23 protein-coding genes are annotated in these 23,931 nt (G+C 54.3%); 9 read left to right on the forward strand and 14 right to left on the reverse strand.

The genetic code is table 11. From position 1 onward, the window contains the following. Positions 1 to 60 precede the first annotated feature (60 nt). From AC1Q6J_RS22175 to AC1Q6J_RS22190, 4 genes are all read right to left on the reverse strand, one after another. Positions 61 to 501: a glutathione S-transferase N-terminal domain-containing protein gene (locus AC1Q6J_RS22175; protein ID WP_492281311.1), complete on the reverse strand. Its 441-nt coding sequence runs from the start codon at positions 499 to 501 to the stop codon at positions 61 to 63. Positions 502 to 571: 70 nt separating this feature from the next. Next, on the reverse strand, positions 572 to 2,383 hold the full coding sequence (locus tag AC1Q6J_RS22180; RefSeq protein ID WP_492281312.1) for an AMP-binding protein: 1,812 nt from the start codon (positions 2,381 to 2,383) through the stop codon (positions 572 to 574). Positions 2,384 to 2,500: 117 nt separating this feature from the next. Continuing rightward, positions 2,501 to 2,971, reverse strand: coding sequence for a MarR family winged helix-turn-helix transcriptional regulator (locus AC1Q6J_RS22185; RefSeq protein ID WP_492281313.1), 471 nt, complete (start codon positions 2,969 to 2,971; stop codon positions 2,501 to 2,503). 369 nt (positions 2,972 to 3,340) lie between these two features. After that, complete coding sequence (locus AC1Q6J_RS22190) at positions 3,341 to 4,609, reverse strand: ABC transporter substrate-binding protein (protein ID WP_492281332.1); 1,269 nt, start codon at positions 4,607 to 4,609, stop codon at positions 3,341 to 3,343. 355 nt (positions 4,610 to 4,964) lie between these two features. Here AC1Q6J_RS22190 and AC1Q6J_RS22195 point away from each other — a divergent pair, with 355 nt between their 5' ends. From AC1Q6J_RS22195 to AC1Q6J_RS22205, 3 genes are all read left to right on the forward strand, one after another. Further along, the gene (locus AC1Q6J_RS22195; RefSeq protein WP_492281314.1) at positions 4,965 to 5,945 is read left to right on the forward strand and encodes an alpha/beta hydrolase; all 981 of its coding nucleotides are present in this window, start codon (positions 4,965 to 4,967) and stop codon (positions 5,943 to 5,945) included. A 122-nt stretch (positions 5,946 to 6,067) separates the two neighbouring features. After that, positions 6,068 to 7,063 (forward strand): NADP-dependent oxidoreductase, encoded by a 996-nt coding sequence (locus tag AC1Q6J_RS22200; protein ID WP_492281315.1) that lies wholly within the window; start codon positions 6,068 to 6,070, stop codon positions 7,061 to 7,063. Between the two features lie 211 nt (positions 7,064 to 7,274). Next, positions 7,275 to 8,135, forward strand: a complete 861-nt coding sequence (locus AC1Q6J_RS22205; RefSeq protein WP_492281316.1) for an MBL fold metallo-hydrolase — start codon at positions 7,275 to 7,277, stop codon at positions 8,133 to 8,135. Positions 8,136 to 8,282: 147 nt separating this feature from the next. On the opposite strand, the gene AC1Q6J_RS22210 is transcribed toward AC1Q6J_RS22205, so the two are convergent. The 3 genes from AC1Q6J_RS22210 to AC1Q6J_RS22220 form a co-directional block, all read right to left on the reverse strand. Beyond that, positions 8,283 to 8,588: a putative quinol monooxygenase gene (locus AC1Q6J_RS22210; RefSeq protein WP_492281317.1), complete on the reverse strand. Its 306-nt coding sequence runs from the start codon at positions 8,586 to 8,588 to the stop codon at positions 8,283 to 8,285. Between the two features lie 158 nt (positions 8,589 to 8,746). Continuing rightward, the gene (locus tag AC1Q6J_RS22215) at positions 8,747 to 9,775 is read right to left on the reverse strand and encodes a LysR family transcriptional regulator (protein WP_492281318.1); all 1,029 of its coding nucleotides are present in this window, start codon (positions 9,773 to 9,775) and stop codon (positions 8,747 to 8,749) included. Between the two features lie 156 nt (positions 9,776 to 9,931). Then, positions 9,932 to 10,552, reverse strand: a complete 621-nt coding sequence (locus tag AC1Q6J_RS22220; protein WP_492281319.1) for a flavin reductase family protein — start codon at positions 10,550 to 10,552, stop codon at positions 9,932 to 9,934. Positions 10,553 to 10,785: 233 nt separating this feature from the next. Here AC1Q6J_RS22220 and AC1Q6J_RS22225 point away from each other — a divergent pair, with 233 nt between their 5' ends. Then, positions 10,786 to 11,442: a TetR family transcriptional regulator gene (locus tag AC1Q6J_RS22225; protein WP_492281320.1), complete on the forward strand. Its 657-nt coding sequence runs from the start codon at positions 10,786 to 10,788 to the stop codon at positions 11,440 to 11,442. Positions 11,443 to 11,791: 349 nt separating this feature from the next. On the opposite strand, the gene AC1Q6J_RS22230 is transcribed toward AC1Q6J_RS22225, so the two are convergent. Continuing rightward, positions 11,792 to 12,475: a TetR/AcrR family transcriptional regulator gene (locus AC1Q6J_RS22230; protein ID WP_492281321.1), complete on the reverse strand. Its 684-nt coding sequence runs from the start codon at positions 12,473 to 12,475 to the stop codon at positions 11,792 to 11,794. 61 nt (positions 12,476 to 12,536) lie between these two features. Between AC1Q6J_RS22230 and AC1Q6J_RS22235 the strand changes: the two genes are divergently transcribed. Together AC1Q6J_RS22235 and AC1Q6J_RS22240 are read left to right on the forward strand one after the other, a co-directional pair. Continuing rightward, positions 12,537 to 14,693 carry an alpha/beta hydrolase fold domain-containing protein gene (locus tag AC1Q6J_RS22235; protein ID WP_492281322.1) on the forward strand — a complete coding sequence of 719 codons (2,157 nt, stop codon included), beginning with the start codon at positions 12,537 to 12,539 and terminating at the stop codon, positions 14,691 to 14,693. A gap of 86 nt (positions 14,694 to 14,779) precedes the next feature. Then, positions 14,780 to 15,997 (forward strand): ABC transporter substrate-binding protein, encoded by a 1,218-nt coding sequence (locus AC1Q6J_RS22240; protein WP_492281323.1) that lies wholly within the window; start codon positions 14,780 to 14,782, stop codon positions 15,995 to 15,997. A gap of 386 nt (positions 15,998 to 16,383) precedes the next feature. On the opposite strand, the gene AC1Q6J_RS22245 is transcribed toward AC1Q6J_RS22240, so the two are convergent. The 4 genes from AC1Q6J_RS22245 to AC1Q6J_RS22260 form a co-directional block, all read right to left on the reverse strand. After that, positions 16,384 to 16,797, reverse strand: a complete 414-nt coding sequence (locus AC1Q6J_RS22245; protein WP_492281324.1) for a tautomerase family protein — start codon at positions 16,795 to 16,797, stop codon at positions 16,384 to 16,386. Between the two features lie 63 nt (positions 16,798 to 16,860). Then, positions 16,861 to 17,271 carry a hypothetical protein gene (locus AC1Q6J_RS22250; RefSeq protein ID WP_492281325.1) on the reverse strand — a complete coding sequence of 137 codons (411 nt, stop codon included), beginning with the start codon at positions 17,269 to 17,271 and terminating at the stop codon, positions 16,861 to 16,863. Positions 17,272 to 17,319: 48 nt separating this feature from the next. Then, positions 17,320 to 18,213 (reverse strand): alpha/beta hydrolase, encoded by an 894-nt coding sequence (locus tag AC1Q6J_RS22255; RefSeq protein WP_492281326.1) that lies wholly within the window; start codon positions 18,211 to 18,213, stop codon positions 17,320 to 17,322. Positions 18,214 to 18,221: 8 nt separating this feature from the next. Beyond that, positions 18,222 to 19,022, reverse strand: a complete 801-nt coding sequence (locus AC1Q6J_RS22260; protein WP_492281333.1) for an MBL fold metallo-hydrolase — start codon at positions 19,020 to 19,022, stop codon at positions 18,222 to 18,224. Positions 19,023 to 19,297: 275 nt separating this feature from the next. Here AC1Q6J_RS22260 and AC1Q6J_RS22265 point away from each other — a divergent pair, with 275 nt between their 5' ends. Both AC1Q6J_RS22265 and AC1Q6J_RS22270 read left to right on the forward strand, forming a co-directional pair. Beyond that, positions 19,298 to 19,924 carry a winged helix-turn-helix transcriptional regulator gene (locus AC1Q6J_RS22265; protein ID WP_492281327.1) on the forward strand — a complete coding sequence of 209 codons (627 nt, stop codon included), beginning with the start codon at positions 19,298 to 19,300 and terminating at the stop codon, positions 19,922 to 19,924. A 275-nt stretch (positions 19,925 to 20,199) separates the two neighbouring features. Then, on the forward strand, positions 20,200 to 20,604 hold the full coding sequence (locus tag AC1Q6J_RS22270) for a recombinase family protein (RefSeq protein WP_492281328.1): 405 nt from the start codon (positions 20,200 to 20,202) through the stop codon (positions 20,602 to 20,604). Positions 20,605 to 21,077: 473 nt separating this feature from the next. Here AC1Q6J_RS22270 and AC1Q6J_RS22275 read toward each other — a convergent pair whose 3' ends face one another. After that, entirely contained in the window at positions 21,078 to 22,343 is a 1,266-nt protein-coding gene (locus AC1Q6J_RS22275) for an acyl-CoA dehydrogenase family protein (protein ID WP_492281329.1), read from the reverse strand. A 239-nt stretch (positions 22,344 to 22,582) separates the two neighbouring features. On the opposite strand from AC1Q6J_RS22275, the gene AC1Q6J_RS22280 reads away from it, so the two are divergent. Continuing rightward, complete coding sequence (locus AC1Q6J_RS22280; RefSeq protein WP_492281330.1) at positions 22,583 to 23,380, forward strand: AMP-binding enzyme; 798 nt, start codon at positions 22,583 to 22,585, stop codon at positions 23,378 to 23,380. Positions 23,381 to 23,668: 288 nt separating this feature from the next. On the opposite strand, the gene AC1Q6J_RS22285 is transcribed toward AC1Q6J_RS22280, so the two are convergent. Beyond that, positions 23,669 to 23,931, reverse strand: a 263-nt coding sequence (locus AC1Q6J_RS22285) for a hypothetical protein (RefSeq protein WP_492281331.1), incomplete at its 5' end; no start/stop codon positions are given.

Here is a 23,931-nt window from a genome sequence, read left to right on the forward strand (position 1 = left end):
TTACGCATCGTCCGTCTCCTCGATTGGAGAACAGAACCCTAACTTATAATCGGGGGCGATTCAGGGGAGCAGGTCAGCCGCATTCTTCAATCGCGAGGCAAACCACATGCGATAATCATTTGCGACCACCGGCTGCTGTTTTTCGGGCGGTTCCAGTTCCGAGTATCGAAAGAAGATCGTTTGCGGAAACGTAAGCGTCGCCTCGCCCATATGCATGAAGTTGAGGTAGGCGGAATAGCTGGGCTCGTTAACCGCTACAGCCAGCTTCTCGGGAGCATAGCGCGCCGCTATGTACTGGCAGATCGCCGCAGACTCTGTCATCAGACGATCTCCGTCAAAGAAAGCCGGAACCGTCCCAAGCGGATTGATGCCGTGATACCCCTTGTGCATCGCTCGGGGCGGGAAAGGCACGACGAGCAATTCGTAAGGCACCCCCGCTTCCTCAAGCGCCCACAAGACTCTAAATGAGCGTGAGCCCATGCAATGATAAAGCTTCAACATTCTTATCTTCCAAGGTGCTGCGCTGCTTCGCGCCTGAGCGCATCGCAAACATGGCTGAGACAGACGACCGCTAGAGGCTGACTACCTCGTGCGCAAATCCGTACCGCTCCAAGGTTTTGTTGATGACTTCTGTTTGAGCCTCGAATTCGTGGCGATGGTGCGAGGTCAGGATCGTCACCGTGAGCCGGCCTCCCTCACCCTCACGGACCCGAACTTCGGTTTCCTCTCCCTCCAGTAAGGGCAAGGGCGCCAATGCCGCCTGGACGGCCCGTCGCGTTGCGTCACGCCGCAGAGCCGTCTTGTCGATCTTGCCAACTGCTGTCGTCGGCATCTCGTCTATGATGAATATGTGTCGCGGGCGCGCAGGAGGCTCCGGCACATTGTCGGCGAGATGCGCCATAAGCTCTGTGGGCGAAGCGTTCGAGCCACTCGCTAGTGTCAGGTAGACGACCGGCACTTCCCCCGCATAGGTATCCGGCATGCCGACAGCGGCAGCAATTCCGACGCCAATGTGTTTCCCGGCTGCCTCTTCGATGATAGCCGGATCAATATTATGCCCACTACGGATGATGACGTCTTTGGCTCTCCCGGTAACGACGATCCGGCCGTTCGATCCGCAAAGTCCAATGTCACCGGTAATCAGCCAGCCATCCTTCGTGAATGGTTGCACCGGCATCGACAGGTAACCAGGGAAAACATGCGGACCGCGGGTAACCAGAACGCCGGTTTTTCCCTTTGCCACCGCTTGCCCAAGATCGCCGTCTTTGCCGAACTCGCGAACCTGCACCTCGGCCCCTTCGATTACTTCTCCAATCGAATTGGGATCAACCGCGCTGGAATGGTGAGACGCGGCGATCAGCCCCGCCGTTTCAGTCATGCCGTAGAGCTGACGAGTCTCGATCCCCAGCTTCTCTTTGAGAGCTACTCCGATCGCAGGCGGCATGTACGTTCCGCCGGTCATTAGAAACTTCAGTGATTTGATGTCCGCATCACCGACGGGCGTGTCGAGCAGCGACACCAAAGTTGTCGGGATACCCCCACCCACAGTGACTTTGAGTCCGTCAATAATGCGCCAGTAATTTGCAATGACCCTCGGATTTCGGAATCCGGTATAGGTCGGTAGAATGACTTCCCCACCACGACCAAGCGGCGACAGCCCAAGCAGCAACGAACCGGCGACGTGGAAGATCGGAAGACCGTTAAGCGCTCGTGTACTGGAATCGAACTCCCAACTATTGGCCAGGGCCTCAGCCGAAAACACCTGGTTCCGATGCGTATGCAGCGCGACTTTTGGGGAACCCGTCGTGCCCCCGGTGTGAAAATAGGCCGCGATATCGTCAGCAGCCGGCAACGCACTCGCCAAGGGCGCTTCGGTTGAACACCCCTCAAGCGCTCCCAAAAACGAGATCGCTTCCCCAGCAGCCCTTCCGATCGTCACAACATGCTCAAGCAAAGGTGCATGAGCCTTAATATACTCAGCCGCCTTCCAAAGATCGGGCGCCTCTGGTCCGATCGTTATCAAGACCTTGGACTTCACCGCCTGCACCATCGCCACGACTTCTTCCGGACGAAGCAGGAAATTGATCGGGTTTACGATTCCAACTGTCTCCGCAGCATAAAATGCGATCATTGCATCCGGAACGTTGGGAGAAAGAATGCTGATGACGTCGGAACGCTCGATACCTAGGTTGCGAAAAAAATGAATCATCTGGTGAAGCCGCGCGATAAACTGACCGCGCGTCAGCCTGACCGTCGAGAGCTTGTCAGCATCCTCAATGTAAGTAATCGCAGGCGAATTTGGATCGCCTTTAGCTCCGCGGAGCAGAAGCTCATACACCGTCAATGAAGACAACGAGCCGTTCCCGGCACCCTTCAAACTCATGACATTTCCCCGTTACTTATTCGCCTTTGCGGCTGTTACTTAGATTGAAGATCGGCAATTCACGCCGGTAGTCGCTTTTCCCTATTAAGCCGCCCATTCAGTATCCATCGCGAGGGGCTAGGCAACGCTTTCTAGTGCTTCGTGACTTCTGGAAAGATTGGCATTGGCGCGCTTCAAGAGCTGCAGCAGCGCTTGCTTCTCTCCTTTCGAAAAACCCGCGAACATTCTTGTTTCGTGCTGTTGGGCTACTACGGAAAGCTTCGACATCAGCTTTCTCCCATTGGGCGTCAGCCACAATCGGCGGACCCGCTTATCTTTCGGGTCCAAACGGCGCTCAACAAGACCGTCAGCCGATAACTTATCAAGGATCGGAACGATACTTGCGCGCACAAGATGCAAATATCCTGCGAGCTGCGTCTGAGACAGACCGGGATTTGCTTCAATCATCCCCAGCAGTCCGTAATAACGTGGTGCCTGACCAAATCGCCGCGCGTTCTCTTCAAAGTCCTTGTATGCGGCAATCTGCACCAACCGCACCGCGACGGATGCGTTTTCCCACAGAACCGACAAATCGATAGTTTCAGCCATCCTGCGTCATTCCCCGTTTCGATTCGATTGGTATATATCAACCATTAATAGATATGTAAATACCAACCTGTGGAGTCTCATTGTGATGCGCAGTGAGCATCATTCTGGTTCGCGGCGAAGCAGAATTCCGTAGGTCAAGCTAACTGACCTATCTAAGCTCCCCTTTGGCGAATGAAAAACCCCAACCGATTGCGCGCGACGTTACGGTCCGCTTCGGAACAATTCCTCGCTAAATCTGGCTAAGCTCGGTGGCTAGAGGGGCAACGGAGTAATTGCTGTGAATGTCGCGATCGGTTGCCAGACCCCTAGTGAGGTAAAAGGTCTCTCCTTCCCATCCCTGCGGCAAAAGCCGCAGGGATGGGAGAACTGCTAATTGCTTGCTTCGCTGTTAAAGACCTCGCCAAACAGCTCCCATCTCGCTCCTCTAAACGTCATAAGTTGCAATGAACTGAGTGGAGCATAATCGTTCGGGGACGTATTCATCGTTATCCCGGGCAGCAACACTTCCGTGCGAAAGCCGTTCAGGCTGGATGCCTGCTTCATGACATTTTCACGCGTGAGATCATCCCCGCACAACTCCAGAACCCGAACCATCGTCTGGGCAATGCCATACCCGGCGACCGCCATGCCATCGAGCGTATCGCCTTCAGGGAAATACTTGGCCATAAATTCCAGAAACTGATTCATTCCTCGATCGTTCTTCCATTGCGGGTCCGAAACATCCTTGAGATAGTTCGCCGAAATGATGCCCTGGGCTGCTTCAAATCCCACTGGCTTCAAGACAGTCCCTACCGAGGCAGAGACAGCGCTCAAAATGTGCGTTGGCTTCCATCCCATCTCAGCAATCTTCTTGATCGCCTGCGCTGCAAACTTCGGTGTGGTGAAATTCAGAAAGACATCGGCACCTGTTGCCTTCAGCTTAACGATGTGAGAATCGATCGATGGTTCGGACGTTTCATAACTTTCCTCAGCGATAATCATTGCTGATGCTTTTGTGCCGAGCCCATCCTTCAGGCCTTTTAAAAGATCTTTTCCGTAGTCGTCATTCTGGAAAAATACGGCAATCTTTGCATCCGGCTTATTCTTGAGCAGATACTGTGCATAGATCCGCGCTTCACTTTGATAAGATGGCTGCCAACCCATGGTCCATCCAAAGTTCTGCGGATCATTCCATTTCGTCGCCCCCGAGCCGACGAACAGTTGTGGCACCTTCTTCACGTTCATATACTTCTGGATAGCGGCACTCGTCGGCGTCCCGAGAGATCCGAAGATCAACAGCACTTCATCACTCTCGACCAGCTTGCGAGCCTGCTCTACAGTTTTCGGCGGCGAATAGGCGTCATCATACGAGATAAAGTTGATCTTGCGACCTCGAACACCACCCTCTTCATTGATTTTCTTGAAGTAAGCCGCTGCTGTCCGGCCAACCACGCCGTAAGCTGATGCCGGGCCACTGTATGGCATCGTATTGCCGATCTTGACTTCGACGTCGCTGGCACCGGGAGAATACTTGTCTTTTGCTGATGCAAACGCGCTAAAGGCGGCCGTCAAGACAAGACTCGAAATGACGACCGCTATCCGGCGAGTTGTCGTTTTCAAAACACAAGAAAAACCATTATTGCGTTCAACAGCTATCATGCTGCTCTCCCTTTGTTTGTCGTTTCCCGTTTTACCCTTGGATTGTTTTTCGCACTTGAACGACGGCGGGAGCATTTCCCGGCCGCGCGTCAACGGCATTCCATTATTATCTGCTTTCGGTCATGCTGATCATGAACCGTTTCGATCCATTCTGGTGCCCAATCCGTGAGCCACGCTAGCACGCTCAGTGCGCCATCATCGCGCCGGCACTTGTCGCAAAACAGGAGAACCATCCTTCATATTTGTTGGATTGGGCCGGTGTTGTTAACGGTTAATAAGTTTCATTCCACAAGCCATTAGTGCTCATCCCACTTCAGACTGCATTCAGCAGCAAGGCTGTGTAAGGAGACAAACAATGAACGCCGCAAGTAACATGGGCGCGATTGACCCACGAAAAGAAGCTGCGAACGTTAGCTTAGACCACGAAGCCGTGGCTTTTCTTTCCTGTGGAGTGACATTGCGCGGCATCATCGTCAGGCCGAAAGGGTCACGCTCCCTGCCTGCGATCGTCATGGCGCCGGGAATGTCTGGCGTGAAAGAAGGATCGATTATGAAGTTTGCCGAGAACTTTGCGTCGATCGGGTTTGCGGTACTAGCGTTTGACAATGCCAACTTCGGCGAATCTGAGGGCGCGCCAAGGCAGGAGGCGGATCCCATGATTCAACGCATCGGTTATCGGGACGCGATTACATATCTGTCCCTTCGCAACGACATCGATTGCGATCGGATCGGAATATTTGGAACGAGCTATTCCGGCGGTCACGTTCTTAACGTCGCTGCGCACGATAGACGGGTCAAATGCGTTGTCTCACAAATTCCCGCTATCAGCGGCTTTGAAGCGTTCATCCGCGGAGTCCGCGCCGACCAGCGGGATGCCTTTCTTGAGACGCTCAATCAGGATCGGAAGAAGCGATTCTCTGGTGAAGCCCCCGCAATGATAAAATCCGTGTCGGACGTCGCCACCGATCTGTGCATTATGCCAGGGAAGCCTGCATACGAATATTTCATGAAGCAGGCGGCAATCGCTCCCAACTGGCGAAACGAGGTAACCCTCCGCTCCATTGACTTGTGGATTGGAACCGACAATGCAGTCTTCGCGCAATGGATATCGCCAACTCCGCTGCTGATGATCGTCGCGCTGCAAGACGAATTGGCACCACCGGATCTAGCGCTCGACGCATTCAGCCGCGCGCGAGAACCAAAAAAATTGGTCACCATCCCCGGCAACCATTTCTCGCCGTACTCTGAGCACTTCCTGCACGTCAGCAAGGAGGCGCGGGAGTGGTTCAGTCACCACCTGTTGACCGAGGAAGCCGGCGCCGCAGGCGCACAATAGCATCCCTAATATAAGAGCATGATCGCAAATGAGAATGCAAACGCAGCGAACGCTCACTCCAAAGACTATCCATTCGCAGATTTCCTGTAACTCAACTAGAGCGCAAGGCGCGCAGAGGTAAAATGAAGGCAGCATTTATAACCGGATTTGGTGGCAACGAAGTTGTAGGCTATGGCGACGTTGCGGAGCCTATTCGTAATGACGACGAGGTTCTTGTCGAGGTTCACGCCGCGGGCGTAAACCCGGTTGAGGTCGTCATTCGGCAAGGCCTTTTCCCAGCGCTTCCACCAGGTTTTCCGGTGGTTATGGGCTTTGATATATCTGGAATCGTCCTCGAAGCACCAGCCGGATCGAACTTCAAGCGCGGAGATGAAGTCTACGGTCGTCTCCCCAACGTCTATGGTGCATACGCTGAGAAAGTGGTGTTGCCGGCCCGGCTGTTGGCTCACAAACCGAAGACCGCTAACCACGCAGAAGCTGCAAGTCTTCCAACCGTAGCTCTGACGACCTGGCAGAGTTTTTACGAGCGGGCGAATCTGAAGTCTGGCGAAAGCCTTTTGATTCAAGCCGGAGCGGGCGGGATCGGCTCGTTTGCAATTCAGCTTGCAAAACATATTGGCGCAAAGGTCACTGCTACAGCCAGCGCTGGGAATCAGGATTTTCTCAAATCACTCGGCGCTGATGTCGCACTGGACTATGCGACCCAGAGTTTCCAGGAAGCCGGCCCTTATGATGTTGTTTATGACGGGGTATGCGGTGATTTGGTCCTTCCCTCGATCAAGAGCGTCAAACCAGGCGGTCGTTATGTCGGATTGAGGCGTGTTTCCGATGAACGAGCCTGGATTGAATTTGGGCAGTCCCCAGAAGCTGCCGCCAACACAGCAAAACATAGCTTGCCTTTCCGCCAGGCAGCGGCCGAGCACGGAGTGGAGTTTCACGGGCCCCTGACGCGATCCGATGGCGGCCAACTTGCCGAAATCGCGAGGATCGTGGACGCAGGAAAAATCAGGGCTATTGTTAATCAGGTATTCGAGCTTCCGGATCTGCCTAAAGCCTACGACGTAATGGCCAGCGGGCGAGCGAGGGGCAAAGTCGTTATGCTTATCAAACGGTCTTAGGCACCTTTAAGCACCGCAGAGCTTGCTCTGCGGCGTTCTTGGTTAGATGACAGGCAGGGCCTGATCATTATGACTCGTACAGAGAGTGCCGCGAAATTCAAATCATAGCAGGTGTGAGGCATTCTACAGCTTCAAAGTCTATGCTTCAAGCATCCCGGAAAATATCCAAACCGCTCTTGTTCATCATAAGACATCAACAGGGTTCACTGACATGGCCGCTGACGCAACAACACCTGCACTTGAGTGGAAACTTTTAGTGAAAAAACGCGAAAGCGCTACGCAAGGGATTCCGCCCGGCAAGGAAGCGCTCACCTGGGTTACCAACGCTGTAACGTTGGTCACGGGCACTAAAGATGCGCTGCTGGTAGATACATTTCTTAGCGAACAACATAATCGAGAACTAGCTGACTGGATCAAATCCAGTGGCAAGCGTCTGGCAATGATTTATGTCACTCATGGCCATCCCGATCATTTTTTTGGCCTTAAGATTCTTCAAGATCAATTTCCCGAGGCGAGAATACTGGCCAGACCAAATGTGGTGGAGGCCATGCACCGAACGATTCAACCTGAAATGATGGAGACGAATTGGCGCCGCCGGTGGCCAGGTCAAATTGCAGAGGAATTGATAGTTGCCGACAAAATGAATAGCGAAAGCTTTGCGCTGGAAGGACACGAATGCCGTATCCTAGATACCGGGCACACGGACACGGATGATACAACAGCACTTTATATACCGTCGATCGGCCTGGTGGTTTCGGGTGATGCGATTTACAACGAAACGCATCCCTATCTTGGTGAATCCGACAGCAACGGCCGCAAGCAATGGCTGTCAGCCCTGAATAAAATCGAAGCTCTGAAGCCCAAGTTTGTTGTAGCTGGACATGGTCCGTTAGAACCAGATTGCAATCCATCTCATATTGAGAGGACAAGGCGGTACATCGAGACGTTTGACGCATTATGTCAGACCACCCACTCATCCAATGAGCTATATGATTGCATGCTTCAGCTATATCCGGACCGGCTCAATCCCGGCTCGCTATGGGCAGGTGCAATCAAGGAAAAGGGCGCTTAGAGACCTTTCCACATTAGGTCCTCATCGCACCGATGAATCGCCGTTTGAATGACAGGCGCAACGCGAATTCGGTACTGGCCAAAAGCTTCAGCGCATCCCCGCCGAGCAGTATACAACGATGCACCACTTTGACGCTCAATAACGAAACTACGCCGGAAAGAGGAAGTAGAGTGTGCGGTCAACCACAAGTCCTACGATCTTCGATCGGCACGCCAGCATATGCTTTGAGGTCACGTGGGCCTCAAAATCCTCTTTTGTTTCCCATTTTTCCAAAATAGCGAACGTATCATCACCCAAAAAAGACTGGGGCGGCCCGTAGTTTCCATCTGTTAACGGACAGTATTCCAGGCAACCTTTTTCCTTGAGGACTTCAGGCACAACAGCCTTGTACTCCTCTAAAACAGCATCGCGATGGTTCGGCTTGGCTTGAACGAATACGATCCCGGTAATCATGCTAATCCTGTTCATTTGCGGACTTACAAGGTTCTTTCCTCCCCGTAGCCCGCTCCACGAATGGTCAATTCCAGTCCCTCAATACCGGCGCCGCCTATAAGCAGCCGGCGCCGAGATTTGTCTGCACTCCATGAATTGCAATAAACGAGATGGATCGATCAGTGGCTTGTCGCACCGAGTTCATTCTCGCCTGTGGTGAGCCACGCCCTGGAGAAAATGAACTCGCGTTCGAGAAACGCCTTTACTTCATTTGTCTGCTTCCGGAGATCGCTCTCCCGCCGCCGTAGAAGCCAGACATCAAGCGAAGTAACTTCACCGGGCAGGACCCTTGTTAAACCCTCTGCTTCCGCGAACGGCACTGCAAGCAACGCCAGGCCAAAGCCGATACTTGTCGCGGCAACCTGACCGGCGACTTGCGATAACCTAATCCCGCAATCTGACTCTGCGGCATGAAGAAAATGCGTTATCAGGCTAGAACCCTCTCCGGTCTTTTGGCGATCGGAAATATCAGTCGTTAGACCGATCAAGGAATGACTGGCTAGGTCAGCAATGCATTGAGGCACCCCTCTGGATTGCAGGTACTCCTTTGATGCGTAGACTCCAAAATTGATCTGACCGACCCTTTTTCCTATGAGTTCATTATCGACCGGATCTCCAATCCTGATAACAAAATCAAGATCCTCGACGGCCAGGCTTTGATGAGAGGCTGTTGTGTAAACCTCAAATTGAAGTTGCTTGTTCTGATCACGCAGTCGTTTTAACCGGGAAAGTAACCAATGTTTTGTCAATCCCTCTGAGGCAGAGATCTTCACCAACGACGATCGGCTGACAATGGTTTCGCGGACTTCCTTTTGAAATGTTTCAAAGGCATGAATCATATGGCCGGCGGATCGGTATAGCGCCTCGCCTTCCTGAGTAAGCGTTATTCCTGACGTATCCCGGAAGAATAAGGGAGCACCGAGATCAAGTTCAAGCTCAGTCAGCCGGCGACTCAAGGTGGGCTGGCTCAGCTTCAATCGGATAGCTGCCCGGTTCATGCTTCCCAAGCGAGCTACGATGAAAAACAGGCGGAACAGATCCCAGTTCTTCCACTCAACGAGACTTGTCGTTAACAAGCTTTGCGCGTCGATCTCAACTGTCCTGGCACGCTCGACTGCCTTACTGTCAGCAGTAACATCACCGCTCATTGGCGAGTTAACTTGTCTGGAACACTCGGCCTGCTTCCTACAATGCAGCACCATGACCTCGCTCCTGTTCTATCGTGATAGATGCGCCAAGTCAGGACTCAGCACGCCATGTCACTTTTTGATTGAGGCGTGGCCTCATCACTTCCAGACAACCAGCTAAGGTCGTATCATCTCAAACATGGTGCTTGGGCTGATGACTGCGTAGTCAGAGAGACGCCCAGCACGAAGGATCGGACGCGCATCGGCGGTTTGGTAAATACCGTCCTTTAGTAATGAACGGTCGATATGCACGCCCACGACCTGACCGATGACAAGCCACGCTCCGGCACTTTTTCCAGCCAGATCTTTGAGCGCGACAATTTCAATTAGCTTGCACTCCATTGCAGCTCGGCTCTCGCCCACGCGCGGCACGCGAACCGATCGGCTGGGAATTGGCGTGAGGCCGGCAAGCTCGAACTCGTTGGTCTCGCGCGATACGCTAGCGGCGGTTGCGTTCATCGCTTCAGCAAGATCCATCGTGGCGAGATTCCATACAAATTCGCCGGTCTCCTGAACATTCGCGACGCTATCTTTCCAGCTGGTGCTGGAAAAACCGAGAATGTGAGGATTGTACTGGAAACCATTGAAGAAACTGTAGGGCGCCAGATTGAGGTGCCCGGCTTTATCCATCGACGATATCCAGCCGATCGGGCGAGGCCCAATGATCCCGGTAAAAGGATCATGGGGAAGACCGTGGCCTTTCAAGGGCTCATAAAAATAGGGATCTTCAATGATCATTCAGCCGCTCCGCGTGTTTGCCTTGTTCCAGCAACGAGCTGGAATTATTCCTAATTATAACTTCCGAGCAATAAAACGTAGTTTCATACGGCGTTCTATTTTAGAATAACTCTCTCTGACGTCAAGACCCGGTGAAGTGGATTTCAACGATTTCCCAGCGAGCTTTTCCCGGCGAACTGGCTTCTCTTAATGAAATGGCTTAGTTCTGTTCATCCGGCAGGGTCGAGAATTTAATGGTCGCGAGAAACTCAAAAAAGGGCGAGGATTCAAGAACCCGCATTCTGGATACTGCGGAATCTTTGTTCGCAAAAAGCGGTTTGAATGTCTCCGTGCGTGAGATCGCAGCTGAGGCGGACGCAAATCTAGCCAGCATCAACTATTATTTTGGATCCAAGGCCGGCTTGACGCAGGCCGTTCTCGAACGCCTTTCACAACGGATCAATTCAGAACGCATTGTTGCGCTCGACACCATCCTGGAGCGTGCGAAGTCCAGTAGGGCCAGACCAAAGATGCGAGAGATAATAAGCGCGTTCTTGGTCCCATACTTTCAAGACCGAACTGATAGCAAGCTTCTGGCAAAAATCATTCTGCAGCATCGCCTGGAGCCTACAGAGATGACCAAGCTGGTTCTGGATCGTCACTTTGCTCCGATGGCAGCCAGATTTATTGAGTCGTTTGCGCAGGCCTGTCCTGATGTCAGCCGCCCGAAGTTTTATTGGCGCTATGCGTTCATGATCAACGCGATCGTTCTCACGCTTGCTAATCTCGATGACGATACTTTCATGGAAGAAATATCCAACGGGCGCGCGAGCTTTCGTAATTTCTCAAAGCTGGCCGAGGAACTAACCGATTTTATCGTAGGTGGCCTATCGGAGCGTTCCAGTTTCTAGAATCGACGTCACTTATTGCAAGATTTTTTTTCAAGCGTGAGCGTTACGACCCCAATATTGACAACTGCGTGAGTTGTTCAACTTGGACGACGCTGCCAACTCTCTACTTGCCAAGCCGTGTTTACCGGCGAGACCTGCCGAATTCTTAACTCGCGCGACGCACACGCCGAGAAGCGAGCACAACGAGTCCCCTGCCTGCTTCTCTAGTGGTCGCTGTTTAGGTCAAAAAGAATTGCGATACGCTGGCATCAATTGCACGGCAGATCTTGGTAAGACTTCGAACGGGCGTGGATAAGAGCCCGCCCTAGTGAGATTGTGCCCCTCGGTGAAAAAAAGAACTAGGCCCCCATCAACCATTCATCATCGACATAGTTTGCGCGGATGGTGCGCAAACTAATGTCGCCTCCAACGTATCGAGGATATTTTCGATCGTATAGCGCTTGTCCCACAGGCGGTTTTTCCTGGAACGCAGCTTTTCGAGTGCCTCTTCCCGCGCAGAAAGAATAGCGTTCGCGTAAATCGCAAAGACCGTCAGGCGCTGCTCGACCAGCTCCGCTGACAGCGGAATCATTCGCTTCAAGTGAGCGAAACAAGCCACATAGCCAGCATTCCATTTGTTGTTGAGCGCTGCCCGTAAAGTCTCACGATCTGACGCCTGCAGATTGGATGTAAAGCGGATGTAACCACGCCACCGCGGATCATCAGCAAGTTCCACAACAGGCATGACAAGGATCAGTACGACTTCTCGAATACTCGCAGGCCCTCCCCGGGCTGCCATTGCCTGAAGCATATTTTGACGGCGTTCTTCGAGCACCTCCGCACCATCAACAATAAGCTGGCGGATCAATTCCTCTTTAGACCCAAAATGATAATGCAGAGCAGCGTTATTTCGCTGTCCCGCGGCGGCAACAATCTGCTGGACTGTTACACCCTCCACCCCGTGCCGCGCAAAGAGCATCTGCGCAGCCTCTTTAATCTGATTTTTCGTTTGCAAGGATGGCGCGCGGGAAGCCGCGCGAGGCTTACTTGACATGGAGGAGGCTCTCATTCAAATTAAGTGAAATAGCTTAATAAGGAAGTTGGGAGGATCGGAGATGCATGTTCTTGTTATTGGCGGTGGCATTGGCGGACTAACAGCAGCGATAGCGTTGCGGCATCACGGTATAGACGTGACAGTTCTGGAGCAAGCAGAGGTCATGACGGAAATCGGTGCTGGCATTCAGATCGCCAGCAACGCCGCCATCGTCTTGCGGGAGATCGGGGTTGAGACCGCGATCCGAAATGTGGGCGTTAAGCCTTTATCTTACGACTATCGCGACCTGCGCACCGGCAAAATGCTCTATCAGGCCCCATTGGGCGACGAGGCCGCGTCGCGCTATGGCGCGCCCATGTACAACATTCATCGCGCCGATCTCGTTCAGATCCTGTACGACGCGCTGCCGCGCGAAATCGTGAGGTTTGGTGCGCGCTGCGATGGCATTTCCCAATCGGCTGATAAAGTTGAAGTTCGTCTTCAGTCCGGCGAGTTCCTGCACGCCGACGCTGTCATCGGCTGTGACGGTATTCATTCGGTTGTGCGTCAGCAGTTGCGCGGCCAGGAGGAAAAGCACTTTGCCAACATTTTGATGTGGCGGTCGCTCATTCCCGCTGCGGATATCGAAGGCCTTGGCCTTGAAGAGCGAGGCAACTACTGGTTCGGTCCTGGCCGGACTCTTATCACCTATTGGGTGCGACCGAAGAACCTCTACAGCATTCTCGCATCGGTGCCGGCGAGCGAAGTGCATCGCGAGTCGTGGGCCGAGGATGGCGATATCAGCGAGATGCTGAGTTCGTTTGAGGATGCCGAACCGCGAGCGCGCGCAATGCTTGAAAAATGCAGATCGGCCTTTATTACCGGCATGTACTACCGCGATCCAATCGATAACTGGACCTCGGGGCGGATCACGCTGCTTGGAGACGCAGCCCACCCGATGGTCCCTTTCCTTGCAGCCGGGGCGGGCCAGAGCATTGAAGATGCCTGGACACTCGCCCGCGTCCTGTCGCGGAAACAAAATGACGTGCCCGGCGCACTTCTCGAATATCAGCACCGCCGGTTGCCACGTACGACCCGCATTCAGGCGGGCGCAAGAGCCGTCGTAAAGCTGATGCATGAAACCGAGCAGCAGCGCGTGATCAACCGCAACGGCCGCTGGAAAGGTATGGCGCGCATCGACCCGATGGCCGAGACCAGTTGGGGCCTGGCTTGGGATTACGATGTTGTTAAATCCGTGGAAGGCCCTCCCGGAGAAGTGCTCAACGTCACCGGCTTGCGAGAAGGAAAGCAATTACAGCGTCCGGAGAGCCAGCGCGCGTTTAACATGTGGAAATACGCATTCCAGCCGGAGGACGTGGCGAGAGGACATGACGGTCTCCGCGACGCATATGAACGCTTTTTGACCACGAACTTTCCCGCTCCGGACAATATCGAAACCGAGGAACTGGAACTCGGTGACGTAAAGGCGTGGCGCGTGTCCGGACAGGGATCAAAGGGAAGAAATGTCGTTCTGCATTTCCATGGCGGCGGCTATCTGATCGGTTCCGCCAAGGGTTCTATTGAATATGCTGCTCGGCTTGCAAACGCGGTCGATGGCACCTGCTACTCGGTTGAATACCGCCTCGCTCCGGAACATCCCTATCCTGCGGCGATCGACGATGCGATCTGTGCGTATCGCGCGCTAATTTCGCGCGGAATTCTTTCGTCGTCCATTCTTCTGTCCGGTGAATCTTCGGGAGGTGGGTTAGCGATTGCGCTGGCCCTCGCTCTCAAGACTGCGGGCGACCCGTTGCCAGCTGGCATTCTTTCCGTTGCGCCATTTACCGATCTAACCCTGTCCGGTCCAAGCGTTCGTGCGTTCAACGGAGATGATCCCGCAGCCAACCGGGACCTGCTAACCTTCATGGGAGCGTCCTATTTCCAGGGACACGAGCCAACCGATCCTCTTGTGTCACCCTTGTTCGGTGATCTGAAAGGACTGCCCCCCCTGTTCCTGACTGCGAGCCAAGGCGAAGTCCTGCTCGACGATACAACCCGGATGGCCGAGCAAGCCAAAAGTGCCGGTGTCGATGTCACACTACGGCTCGTTGAAGATTCAGTCCACGTCTACACCATCTTTCCTTTCCTTCCGGAGACGCAAGCGACGATGGGCGCGATGGCGACATGGGCGAAACGGCACCTGCAGCGCAATCATCCGCACGGCCAAGCCGCGGAATAGTTCCAATCGACATAATCAGGGGACCAGATAAGACGACAAATCGTGTCGCCAGGGCTCCGATCACAAATATCCAGGGAGGATACTACATGAGAGCATTTCTGAGCGCTGTCCTTGCGACAGCAACACTTTGCGCAAGCCATGGCAATACGTATGCGCAAACCGCCATCTCTGATGGCGTGGTCAAGATCGGCGTTCTCACTGACATGACCGGAGTATTCTCCGACCTTGCTGGTCAAGGCGCCGTGACAGCCGCTCAAATGGCGATCGACGACTTTGTTGCCGCCAACAAACCACCATTCAACGTCGAACTTTTATCTGCCGATCATCAGAACAAGCCCGATATCGGCTCCGGAATCGCCAGGCAGTGGTATGACACGAACGGCGTAGATCTCATCACTGACACGATCAATTCCGGCGTCGCCCTCGCCGTATCAGGCGTCGCCGAATCGAAGAACAAAATGCTCATCGTGACCGGCTCAGGCTCAACGCGCCTGACCAACGAGCAGTGTTCGCCGAATACGATCAGCTATACATGGGATACATACTCCTACGCCAACGGGCAGGCCCGCATCGTCAAGAATCTCGGGCTCGACACGTGGTACTTTGTTGCTGTGGACTATGCGCTCGGAAAGTCTCTTGTCGCTGAAGCCTCCGGAGCCATCACGCGATCCGGTGGCAAAATCGTGGGCACCGTAAATCATCCCATCAGCACGACCGACTTTTCCTCCTTTCTGCTTCAGGCACAAAGCTCCAAAGCCAAGGTCATTGGGCTGGCAAATGCCGGCGCCGACCTTCTCAACTCGATTAAAGCTGCGAAAGACTTCAATATAACGCCCGCCCAAACGATCGTGCCGCTCGTCGGCACTATTACTGAAGTCAACGCACTCGGCGCTGCTGCAGCTCAGGGAATGATCCTGGTCGAGCCGTTCTATTGGGATCTGGACGATAGATCACGCCAGTGGAGCAAGCGCTTCTTCGACAAATTCGGAAAGATGCCCAATTTCGTGCAGGCAGGTGCCTATTCCGCAGTGACGAACTATCTGCAAGCCGTCCAATCCACTGGCAGCGACGATGCAGGCGTCGTCATGAAGAAACTCAAATCAATGCCGCTCGAAGACATGTTCGCGCGCAACGCAAAAATTCGCGCTGACGGACGAATGGTGCATGACCTTTATCTTGTGCAAGTCAAGTCACCGGACAAAATGAAGGGGAAGTGGGACTACTATGACGTGAAGGAGACCATTCCGGGAGACGAGGCTTTCCAATCGCTCGAAACATCCCGATGCAAGCTCGTCGGAAAATGATCTCACTCCCTTAGGACCACTGCGTGGAAGCCGGGCAATGGTTTTATTCTCTGGTTTCTTGCGCGCGACTCTTGAAAACGGGAATTCTTCAATGGTTGGTCAGAGAATGTTGACCAATTTGGGAAGGTGACGGTTCGATTCCGGGCTCTGTAGAAACCGATCGCGTTTTAAAAAAAGCCCGCCATTGGCGGGCTTTTGGCTAGGCATCAACCAGCAACCGAACCGAAACTGAGGTCTTAGATTGGTTTGGATGCTACTTGATTCCGCGATAAAACGTGACGTGCGCGGACCTCGTTATACGAGGCTGCCAAGCGAGTTAGTCGACCGAAGCTTGGTAGCCGTCCGTTTCACCTCAATTCGCGGCTGAAAGAGCAGTGCCTTCCGTCCTACTTGTCTACCCAGGGCATCGAAAGGTCGATATCAGAAACGAGCCTTCCACCGCCAAAACTCATATTCTCCAAGGGGATGGCATACATCATCAGGCTGACATCGTCTTGGCTGACGCCAACCTTTTCTACTGCGTATCGGGTGACCAACTCCGCAAGCTTGCGTTTCTGCTCCACTGTCCTGCTCGCACCGATCGTCACCGTTACGATCATGCGCTTGTCGGATCTCTTCATGACAGGAAAAGTCGGATGAATGAAGAGTTCATCGTCCTTGTGTTCACTGATGATCACGAAACGGTCATCCATAGGCGTACCCATAGCTTCATGAAGAGCTAGATTTAACGCATCCGCCAGAGCCCTCTTCTCTTCGCTGGAGAACTTTTGAGCTGGAATATGAGCGTGAAAGGTTGGCATGAGCGTTTTCTCGGATGTGTTGTTCAGGCTAAAGAAGGCGATGAAGTTGGCTGTTTTCCGGGCTTAACTAAAGAAGTCCTGCCCGAGTGTTCCTTCGAGTCGCTGCTTGAGGCCAGATGAGAATTCACGAACGACGTCAAACGGGCTTTGAAAGAGCTTGATGTTGTTGATGAGGCCAGACTCATTCCGAGTGAGTATCGTGGCGCCGGCGACCGACTTGCCGGCGTAGATGCCGTCCCACTCAAGATAAGTCTTCGCACCGTCAACCGTCTCCGCAGTGAACTCGATGTGTTCATACATCTTACTCGTCGCGGCGAAGAACGCTCCGATAAGTGTCGGGCCGACCACGGCCTTGCTGAGGGCGGAGACCTGAAGCCTCGCGTCAGCGGTGAACGACGCCGCGAAGTCGCTCGTTCCGTTCTTCTTGACGATTTGCATCCATGCCGATCCCGGCGGGTTGGTATGAGTAGTCATTACAATCTCCTATCTAGTGTCTACGCCTTCGTTGAAGGCGCGCGCATGCTATTTCTCGAGGTGCTCGATGAGAAACTCGCCGGCTCTCTGCAGCGCGTCGTGGGCCTGAGGCAAAGATGCTGTCTGAATGTGCCAGACGTGTAGCATCTCCGGCCAGACCTCAAGTTTTGATTCGCCGCCGGCCGCGCGCACCTTTCGGTCAATTTCAAGCGCGTCGTCGAGAAGTACTTCGTCGCTTCCGACATGGATGAGCAGTGGAGGAAAACCGTGCATGTCGGCGAACATGGGTGAGATGCGCGGATCCTTCAAATCGTGGTTGCCAGCGTAAGCCTCGACCATCTCCCGCATCGCGCTCGCTTTGACCATTGGGTCGCGGTCAGCCAACTGCGTTAACGAGGGCAGCGTCAGCGTTAAGTCTGCCCATGGGCTAATTAGTAGCGCTGCTCGCGCGTCCTTGTGGCCCTTCGAGGATGCGTAGGCAAGAACATTGAGAGCCATGCCACCGCCACTGGAGTCTCCTGTCACGGCGAACGGCTTGCCAAGCGCACGCACTGCTTCGTAACCGCGGATGGACTCGTCGTATGACGCCGGAAATGGGTGCTCGGGTGCCTTGGAGTGGTCCAGGACGATGACCTGGGACTTTGCCGCTCGAGAAAGCTCTCCGAGCATGCCTAAATGCGAGGCAGGAGAGCCAGCCACCCACCCACCACCGTGGAAGTGGTAGATGACTCGGTCTTTGGACGCGCCGGGAGCCGTAATCGCCACCGCAGCTACGCCACCGAGCTCGGTCGGCTCGACGGTTAGGTCAGCCGCCGGCGGGTTTGTTTGTGAAATTGCCTCCATGTCGGCGCGGAGCGTCTCGATGGTGCGTACGGGATGCGCAAGATTGAAGGCGAACATCGCATCGCGGAGCTTGCGGACGGAAGATGAATCATAGGTCATGGTTTAGCTCACTTCAGGTCGAGGAAGGTCGCCGGTACCCAGTCGTAGCCAGCGCCGGTGTCGGCCTTGCGAACACGGCCCAAGCCAGGGAACGGCATGTGGGCGGCGGCAATCATCGTCTTGTCCGCAGCGAGTTTCACCAGAAGGTCTTCACGGGTTTTGATGGCCATCGCGCCGTCTGAGTCGAAGACGATGCCGATTTCCGGGTGCGGCATCTGGACGGCGATGACGTGAGTGACGTCGCCCCAGACCAGCAGCGACTGACCCTTTGAGGAAATCATGTAGCCGGTGTGACCGGGCGTATGGCCGGGAATGGCATACGGTGCGATGCCGGGGACGATTTCGTCCATGCCTTCGTACGGCTTCCACTTGCCTGCAGCGATGTAAGGCGCGGCGGCATCCTGTGCCACCTTGAAGAAGATCTTTGCGTCTTCCGGGGCCTTGCCGGCGATTTCCTTCGACAGCCAGAAGTCGGCATCGGCCTTCTTCATCATCACGGTCGCGTTCGGGAAGACGCGTTTCCCGTTTTTGTAGATTCCGCCAACATGGTCAGCGTGAAGATGGGTCAGCAGCACCAGGTCAACCTGCTCCGGCTTGTAGCCGGAGGCCTTCAAGTTCTGCACGAGCTTACCCAGCGTGGGGCCGCCCCAGTGGCCGCCTGCACCAGTATCGATGAGAACGAGCTTGGAGCCGGTGTTGATGAGGTAGCCCTGGACGGTGGCCGAGACATTCTTGGGATCATTTTGGAAGGAGCGCGCTAGCAGGGACTGGATGAGCGCTGGATCGCCATGCAGGAGGTTGGAGTCAATACCGCCGCCGCCGTCATAGAGAGCGGTGACTAGAAGCCCGGAACTTGCCGGTGCTGCATCGGCGCATCAGCTCTGGCCGGAGCGACAGCAACGAAGGCGTCGGCGAATACTAACGATACCGCGAGCACGGTAAGCGAAGTTATGGTGGAGCGCTTCATAGTGTTTTCTAACCATTGTATGTGGTGGGTACGTCATGATCTTTGACGGAACTCCAGCTCATCGTGCCATGCCGTTGTTCCCACCGTTCCGGGCACCCGCATTACCGAATTGCCGCCGTGACCCGTGATGAAAAGCCGCACGCATGTTCGATTGCTCTGTCGATCCGCAAGCTCCTCTATACCACTTGCAATATGCAAGCAGTTGACCAATACTCTGGCCGCTTGCAGAACGCAAGTGGAATTTTGAGGAGAAAAGCTATGGCGCAAACAAGTCGGTCGGGCTGCCCGATCAACCTGACGCTTGAGCAAATCGGCGACCGCTGGAGCTTGATCGTTATCCGCGATGTGACGTTCGAGAACAGGCGCAGCTATGGCGCCCTGCTGGAGCAAAATGAGGAAGGTATAGCCTCGAACATCCTCGCAAGTCGGCTAAAGCACTTGACCGCATCTGGCCTGCTGACACGAGCTTCGGATCCGCATCATAAGCAGAAAGGAGTCTATAGCCTCACGGAAGCGGCCATACAGCTTGTGCCTCTGATCGCACATCTGGCCGCTTGGGGCCTTCGGCATACGCATCCGAGCAAGGAGGCGTCTCTGCGCGCGGAGTTGCTGGAAAAGGGCGGCCCGTTGTTTTGGAATGCCCTAATGGATGAACTACGTTACCTGCACCTCGGTGCACCGCGTCCGGCGTACTCAGCATTGGGCGAGCTCCGGACCGTCTACGCGAAGACAATCGCTAGTTAGTACTGATCTTTGCATAACGACATACATCATGTAGTGCAAAGCTATCGACGCCAGAATGGCCTGACCTTGGCCCTGCGCGATCTGGGGCAAATCTAGCGCATGCTGTTCATTCTGAACTGGCTTCGAAGCGTGGAGCTGTGCTGCCAACTGCCTGCAGGGTTCGGCCCCTTTTTTCTGCGCCTGGCCATGCAGCTCCGGCTCTCGTGGGCCTGCGCGCGCTGCGCACTGATTATCGCCTATGAATTCCTTGTCGGATTGGTCAAGCAAAGTTCGAGATGCTGCTAACCGAGGCGGCGAAGGTGTCCAAATATCGCGGCGGCATCCCCTTCACCTATGGTCCCCTCGCCCATGTCCTGAAAAACCGCGTGTACCTGGGCGAGGTGCATCATGCCGGCAAATGGTATCCGGCCGAGCACAAGCCAATTCTCAACCAGCAAACCTTCGATCAGGTGCAGGCGCTTCTCGCCGAGAACCGCGTAACCACCCAAACCAGACGATCAAGCGGTGGAGTCCTTCTGGCTGGTAAGCTGCGTGATGACCGTGGCAACCGCATGGGTCCGAGCTTCACCGTTAAGAACAGTATTCGTTACCGATTTTATGTCTCACGCGCTCTTCAGCATGGCAGGAAAAATCAGACAGGTTCGGTCGCTCGTATTTCGGCGCAACTGCCAGCCGGATAGGGTTTGCGACAGGGACAGCTCCGACTAACGACACCGTGATCAAACGACATTTGGTGTTCGGAGGCCATCCCAAAGATCGGTCTTTCAACGTCGAAGGTGCGGGTCAAATCGCGCTTTGAAGTCGAAAGACCATTTTGAGCCATCCCCTCACCTTCGATATATTGGCTGAGCATCACGGTCGCCGTTTTCGCTCTTGAGCGGATGATCTGGCAGTGGCCTTGCGGTTTCCATCCGCAATGCGACTTCGACATCACCTGCCGCGGTGACCGGGACAACCAATCGGCTCATATTGCAATCCCTTGGTCATGCGTCTCAATTCATGGGACGTACTTTGCTCGCAGATGTCCATCTGCCTGCGGAGACCCGAAATCCAGATCGTGTGATATCAAAGAGTTGGGGGCGAGCTAGGGGGCGTACTTTGCCCGTGGCTGCATCCATACGGCAAGAGATCCAAATCGAACCCGCCGTCGCGCTCATCCTGCTTCAAAGCCGATAGGCGGCACAAAATAGGGAGCACTTTTACCGCTGTTGGCTTTGGCTTTTGCCAGTTCCGCTCGGGAAACAACACGCAAATGAACTTCATCGGGCCCATCGAGAAAACGCAGAGCCCGCCCCCATGTCCACAAATAAGATAATGGCGTGTCCGGCGTCAACCCCATCGCGCCGAACACCTGCATGGCTCTGTCGACGACTCGTGTCTGAAGCCGGGCCGCAACGATCTTGATTGCCGAGACATCGACACGCGCCGCTGCATTGCCCTCGCGATCCATCTTATGGGCTGCCTTAAACACCAGAAGCCGGGCTTGATCGATCTCTAGCCGCGTTTCAGCGATCCAGTCCTGAACATTGGCGAAATCGGCGATACGTCGCCCAAATGCCTCTCGTTCGAGCGAACGCTCGCACATGAGCTCAAGCGCAACCTCGCACTGGCCGATCGTGCGCATGCAGTGATGAACGCGCCCGGGACCAAGCCGCTCCTGAGCCAATTTGAAGCCCTTTCCCTCCTCGCCGATCAGATTGGAAACCGGAACGCGGACGTTCTGAAACACCAGTTCGCAATGTCCCTCGGGAGAATTGTAATGCATGATGGGGATATCACGCACGATCTTGAGCCCCGGCGTATCCATCGGCACAAGCACCATCGAATGCCGGTCGACCGAGCCGTGCGGTAGATGCTCGCCGGTCACTCCCATCACAATTGCCACGCGGCAGTTAGGATGACGCGCGCCTGTGATGAACCACTTGCGACCGTTGATCACGTAACTGTCGCCGTCGCGCTGGATGGTCATGCGGATATTCCTGGCATCGGATGACGCCGTATCCGGTTCACTCATCGCAAAACAGGAACGGATTTCCCCAATCAGCAAGGGATCGAGCCACTGGGAACGCTGCAACGGGGTCGCAAACAGGTGTAGCAATTCCATGTTTCCAGAATCGGGAGCGCTGCAATTAAACACCTCGGGTGCCCAATAAATCCGCCCCATGATCTCGGCAAGCGGAGCATATTCGAGATTGGTAAGGCGCTGGCCCGGCTCATTCTCCTTGAGGCCGGGAAGAAACAAATTCCAAAGCCCCTCCATGAACGCGCGCGATTTCAACCGCTCGATGAGAGACACCGGATAACGTCCGGCGGAAACCTCATGGTGCCATTCCCGATTCGCAGGCTCGACATGGAAGCGCATGAAATCGTCAAGTTGCGCCCGCAAGCGCGCGACTTTCTCGCTGTGATTGAAATCCATCAAGGTCCTTTTCTCGGTAGCAAGTGCAATCCTATAGTTTCATTGATGGAGGAATGGATTCTTGTCGTTGATGTAGGTCAAGCTTCGGTGTCATGCCAAAGCGGCGTGAAGCTAATCGTGAACCGATTCTGCTGAAATGGAGCAACGGCCGGATGAGTGGCGGCGACAATAGTCACAGCGCCTAGCAGTTGGATTTTTGTTCCGCTGCAACGCCTCTGCTGTTCTGAAGCACCGCGATCATGGTCACTGGTTCGCCCGCGCAACCAGAGGATTTTGAGTGGGTCTACGACTCGGTGAAGAAAGACGTGTGGATGTCTGCCCCCTGCGGCGGCACTGAAATTTGCAGCGCGATTGTCGGCAGTATTCCTACCCTACCCGTCTACGCAGGGGAGATTTCAACACCTATTCTCGGGATCGACGCGAGAGCGTTCGACCCTCAAGGTAACACAATCGTAGATGAAATCGGAGAACTCGTAATCGCGGCCCCGGCACCATGTATGCCACTTCATTTTCTAAACGATCCAGATGGACATAAGTACTTCGATAGCTACTTCAACGTTTTCCCTGGAGTCTGGCGACATGGTGACTTCGTAAAGTTCGATAAAAAAGGTACGTCCGTTATCTATGGACGATCTGATGCTACGCTTAATCGTCATGGTGTGCGCATCGGAACAGCTGAAATTTACAGATGCATAGAAGCGCTACCGGAGATCGCAGATAGCATTGTTGTATGCAATAAGGACAAAGAAGGCCGAGATTACATGTCGCTCTTTGTCGTGCTGACGTCCGGCGTTACACATAGTGAGGGGCTTGATGCCAAAATCGCAGCCACCCTGCGCACGAACTGTAGCCCCCGGCACGTGCCGGATTCGATCCGAGTCGTTGCCAGCATTCCTTATACCCTGACTGGCAAGAAAATGGAGATTCCTGTTCGCAAGATTCTAGAAGGAGCATCACTAGAAGAAACGGCTAATCCAGATTCCATGAAAGACCCTAGCGCGCTTGACGATTTTCTTAGGTTTGCCCAGGATTCTTAATCGGCACCGTAACTGCTGCAATCGGTGGTTCGATTCGTCAATCTCCTTGGCTCGTCGGATGTTTGATTGAAATTTGACCTACGGAAATTAACTCACGCTTTTCCTGACGGGACGATGTCGCTCGCGTAAGCCTTGATTATACGGTGTAGAGCAGTGCCGCTGCCTCGGTATAGCGAGGCCGTTCAACGTTGTTTCGCTGGCAGTACGGCCCTGGTTGGCATCGTGCATGAAACGGCGAAGGTCGCGCCTATTGCGCCGTCATCCATCCAGTCCAGCGCGGCCTTTCTGCTACATCCACTGGATATTGCCGGGTGTCGCCATCTTCCTGTCGTCGAGCAAGCGTTTGGGGAGTGTTTGCATCCCTGCCTTGGCAGGCGCGTGCATCGGCATAGCATGTCGTGTGGCGCTGAACATGTTCGCTTGCGCGTGAGCGAAGTGAGACCAGATGCTTGAACCAATCTCGCGCAATGCCTTTGACCTGCTCCCCTGTTTGCCCTCGTTTATAAGGAGAGTCTGTTCTGGTTCTGCCCCCTGTCGGGGCGGGTTGCAAA

Source organism: Afipia sp. MLSD5-FHT05B12, from assembly GCF_058793355.1.

What these genes read in the sequence shown, in the direction of transcription:
- AC1Q6J_RS22175 (WP_492281311.1), bottom strand. Translation starts at nt 501, where the DNA reads ATGTTGAAGCTTTATCATTGCATGGGCTCACGCTCATTTAGAGTCTTG.
- AC1Q6J_RS22180 (WP_492281312.1), bottom strand. Translation starts at nt 2,383, where the DNA reads ATGAGTTTGAAGGGTGCCGGGAACGGCTCGTTGTCTTCATTGACGGTG.
- AC1Q6J_RS22185 (WP_492281313.1), bottom strand. Translation starts at nt 2,971, where the DNA reads ATGGCTGAAACTATCGATTTGTCGGTTCTGTGGGAAAACGCATCCGTC.
- AC1Q6J_RS22190 (WP_492281332.1), bottom strand. Translation starts at nt 4,609, where the DNA reads ATGATAGCTGTTGAACGCAATAATGGTTTTTCTTGTGTTTTGAAAACG.
- AC1Q6J_RS22195 (WP_492281314.1), top strand. Translation starts at nt 4,965, where the DNA reads ATGAACGCCGCAAGTAACATGGGCGCGATTGACCCACGAAAAGAAGCT.
- AC1Q6J_RS22200 (WP_492281315.1), top strand. Translation starts at nt 6,068, where the DNA reads ATGAAGGCAGCATTTATAACCGGATTTGGTGGCAACGAAGTTGTAGGC.
- AC1Q6J_RS22205 (WP_492281316.1), top strand. Translation starts at nt 7,275, where the DNA reads ATGGCCGCTGACGCAACAACACCTGCACTTGAGTGGAAACTTTTAGTG.
- AC1Q6J_RS22210 (WP_492281317.1), bottom strand. Translation starts at nt 8,588, where the DNA reads ATGATTACCGGGATCGTATTCGTTCAAGCCAAGCCGAACCATCGCGAT.
- AC1Q6J_RS22215 (WP_492281318.1), bottom strand. Translation starts at nt 9,775, where the DNA reads ATGAGCGGTGATGTTACTGCTGACAGTAAGGCAGTCGAGCGTGCCAGG.
- AC1Q6J_RS22220 (WP_492281319.1), bottom strand. Translation starts at nt 10,552, where the DNA reads ATGATCATTGAAGATCCCTATTTTTATGAGCCCTTGAAAGGCCACGGT.
- AC1Q6J_RS22225 (WP_492281320.1), top strand. Translation starts at nt 10,786, where the DNA reads ATGGTCGCGAGAAACTCAAAAAAGGGCGAGGATTCAAGAACCCGCATT.
- AC1Q6J_RS22230 (WP_492281321.1), bottom strand. Translation starts at nt 12,475, where the DNA reads ATGTCAAGTAAGCCTCGCGCGGCTTCCCGCGCGCCATCCTTGCAAACG.
- AC1Q6J_RS22235 (WP_492281322.1), top strand. Translation starts at nt 12,537, where the DNA reads ATGCATGTTCTTGTTATTGGCGGTGGCATTGGCGGACTAACAGCAGCG.
- AC1Q6J_RS22240 (WP_492281323.1), top strand. Translation starts at nt 14,780, where the DNA reads ATGAGAGCATTTCTGAGCGCTGTCCTTGCGACAGCAACACTTTGCGCA.
- AC1Q6J_RS22245 (WP_492281324.1), bottom strand. Translation starts at nt 16,797, where the DNA reads ATGCCAACCTTTCACGCTCATATTCCAGCTCAAAAGTTCTCCAGCGAA.
- AC1Q6J_RS22250 (WP_492281325.1), bottom strand. Translation starts at nt 17,271, where the DNA reads ATGACTACTCATACCAACCCGCCGGGATCGGCATGGATGCAAATCGTC.
- AC1Q6J_RS22255 (WP_492281326.1), bottom strand. Translation starts at nt 18,213, where the DNA reads ATGACCTATGATTCATCTTCCGTCCGCAAGCTCCGCGATGCGATGTTC.
- AC1Q6J_RS22270 (WP_492281328.1), top strand. Translation starts at nt 20,200, where the DNA reads ATGCTGCTAACCGAGGCGGCGAAGGTGTCCAAATATCGCGGCGGCATC.
- AC1Q6J_RS22275 (WP_492281329.1), bottom strand. Translation starts at nt 22,343, where the DNA reads ATGGATTTCAATCACAGCGAGAAAGTCGCGCGCTTGCGGGCGCAACTT.
- AC1Q6J_RS22280 (WP_492281330.1), top strand. Translation starts at nt 22,583, where the DNA reads ATGGTCACTGGTTCGCCCGCGCAACCAGAGGATTTTGAGTGGGTCTAC.